Here is a 2,859-nt window from a genome sequence, read left to right on the forward strand (position 1 = left end):
GGTCACTTGTCACCGTCCCGGGCGAGGCGGGCGAGGGCGGCGGCGCGAGCCAGGTACAGGACCTGGGCCTCGTCGTCGAAGTCGATGCGGTGCGCGCGGACGTAGGAGCAGTGCAGGAGGGAGCCGAGGACGTCGTCCGCCTGCACGCCCTGGGTGTGCGGGCCGGGGAAACGCCGGCGATAGGAGTCGAGGGCCTGGTGACGCCGCGCCCAGGAGTCGACGATGACGGAACCCCCGGGCTCGACGCGCAGCGCCGCCCAGTCGCGAGCCGGGTCTGCGAGGCGTACGGCCTCCTTGAACACCGGCCTCGGCACCGTGGCCGGTGCATGGGCCGGGACGTTGCCGACGAGCCAGCGCAGCCCGGCGGCGGCGGAGCCGGTGAACCCTGCCGCAATGGCGACCGTGTGGGCGGCGAGCAACGCCTGTCGATCGGGCAGCTTGGGCTGGGACAGCTGGGCGAGGACGGCGGCGGAGTCCGTGCGGAAGACCTCCTCCGCTGCGGCCCACGCCGGACCTTCTCCCCAGCGTCCGGTCTCCGCGTACGAGGTGGGGTACACGACTTCGGACAGCAGCCCGGCATGGTGGAGCTCGGAGGTCCAGGTGCTGATTACGGCGGCGGCGGGAGCGAAGCCGGCAGGGTCGGGCAGGGCGATGCGCAGCCGCAGGTGTTGGTGCGGGTCGCGGAAGCGCACGAACCACCAGTCGGGCTCGCCCAGCCGGCGCAGGAGGTCGGGCAAGTGCCGTGCGAGAACGGTGTCCTGGCGCTCCAGGTCACCGTAGAGGGAGGCGAGGAGCACGCGGGAGGTTCCGGGGGCGTCGCCGTGGCCTCGCTGCAGGATCCGGGCCGGGGTGGGCTTGGGCAGGCGTGGCCAGGCCGGGGCACGGGTGGCGACAACCGGGACGGCGATCTCGTGGGCCCGGCCGCCGGCCCAGCCGAGGTCGGCCGGGGACGGCTCCTCGACAAGGACCGCGTGCGGGGCGGAACGCAGGTGGTCGCGCAGCAGGACGCGGTGGCCGGGGTGGTCGAGGTCGAGCGGCAGGCCCTGGCTGTCGGCGGCCAGCATCATGTGCCGCGGGGCCCGGCGCCGCTTCACCCATGACTTGAGGGCTTCGTCCCACACCTTCTGCGAGGTGTTGCCGGCGGGGAGTTCGGCGGCGGAGAGCCGCCAGGCGGCTGGGGAGAGGATGACACGGCCGTGCCGCACCCGGGGCCGGAACGGCAGCGCGTGGAGCGAGCCCCAGTCGAAACTGGTGACCTGGGTGGCCTGGGCACGGGAGAGCTCGGTGATCAGCCGGGCCAGCGGCGGGGTGTGGGTGCGTAGGTTCAGCGCGTGGGTGGCGGCGGCCTCGATCCGAACGCCGAGAGCCGGCGCCGCCAGGTACATGCGTCGCCCGTCGCAGCCCACTGCGAGGTCCTGCGGGCCGAGGACGCCTTCGGTGGCGGGGCGGTGCTCGGCGAGGCTGATCACCAGCTGACCGGTTGCCACGCTGCGGGCGACGTGTCCGGTCGCCGGGTCCAGCGGCGGGAACGATAGCTGAGCGGTCACGGTGTGCTCGTCCATCACCGGCAGGTTCGCCAGCACGCGGGTCCATGCCACCCGGTGCTCGGGTTTGAGTAGGTGGAGGAAGCGGCCGACCGAGACACCGGCGGCCCGGGAAACCGACACCACCTCCAGGCGGAAGTCGCCCCGGTCGAGGTCTCTTTGGGAGCCGGCGTGAAGGCGGGCGATGACCTCCAGGTGCGCAGGGAGCCGAGACTCGGTCGGACCCAGGTCGAGCAGGGCGAGCAGCGACTCGTCCAGGACGACCTCACGTGCGCCGTCGAGCGCGGCCCGCTGCGCCAGGGCAGCGAGCAGTTCATCGCGTTCGTCGAAGCGCGGCTGATCGGATGGCCGGGTACCGGGGTAGCCGTCGGGCCAGCCGATCCCACTGTCGGCCACTACATCGAGCAGCGGCACCAGCGCGCCGCGGCCGTAACGCTCGTAGAACCTCTGGTGGTAGGACCGCCACGCTGTCGTGCCGTTGGGGGCGGCGCTGAGCCGGGCGAGCAGGTGGGCGGCTCGCGCAGCTTCGTCGGCCACCGCGTGCGGTAGGACGAGGTCGGCGTCCAGCCGCAGGTCGACGGCCGGCTTGGGACCACTGCCGTCAGTGGTGTGGAGGTCTGCCAAGATCTCGGCTGCATCGGAGATTTGCTCGGCACCGGCGCCGTCCAGAGCCATCAGGAGGTGCCCGAGGGGGTCCGGGTCGGTGGCAGGGGCGTGAAGGTTCGTGATGAGCGCCTTCTGGGCGATGAGCTCGAACAGGGTGCCGGTGACCTGTTCGGCTGTCGCGGTGGGGAACTCGGCGTGGACCTTGTCGGCCAGGTCCTGGAAGCACAGAGGCCGGCACGCGGTGGCGAGGGCGAAGGCAACGGGGCGGGTGTGGCGCAGCGACGTCTCGGCGGCGACGGTGTTGCCGCCGGACCGGGCGAACGGCCGATGGGGGACGACGAGACGGTCGCCGCGAACCTGGAGGGTGTTGTTCGCCGTGACGTCCAGAGCAGCCAGTACGACGGGGGAGTGCTCCAGCCGCTCGATCGCCCGGGCGAGCAGGGCGGCCGAGGTGCGGGTGGCAACATGGTGCTCCATGCCCCACCGCAGCTCGCAGGACGGTCCGAACGATGCTCCCTGCACGCCGGCGAAGTACCCGAATGGCGTGGGTCGGCCAGCCGTGCGCAGGAGATAGCGGGCGGTGGAGCGCCCGGCGCGCCGCACTTCGCGCGGATCGGGCTGAGGGGCGGCGGTAAGGCGCGCGACGCGATCGGCGAGGACCGGGCTGGCCAGACCGAGAGCCTGGGAAACGTGATCGTCGGCCCACACG

Annotated in this window: 1 protein-coding gene; it reads right to left on the reverse strand. The window is 72.8% G+C overall.

The genetic code is table 11. From position 1 onward, the window contains the following. Positions 1–2: 2 nt before the first annotated feature. Positions 3–2,858, reverse strand: a complete 2,856-nt coding sequence (locus tag AB0O00_RS34290) for a lantibiotic dehydratase (protein WP_363658530.1) — start codon at positions 2,856–2,858, stop codon at positions 3–5. Position 2,859 lies beyond the last annotated feature (1 nt).

This window comes from Kitasatospora sp. NPDC093558 (assembly GCF_040683475.1).
In the GTDB taxonomy this organism is placed as follows: domain Bacteria; phylum Actinomycetota; class Actinomycetes; order Streptomycetales; family Streptomycetaceae; genus Kitasatospora.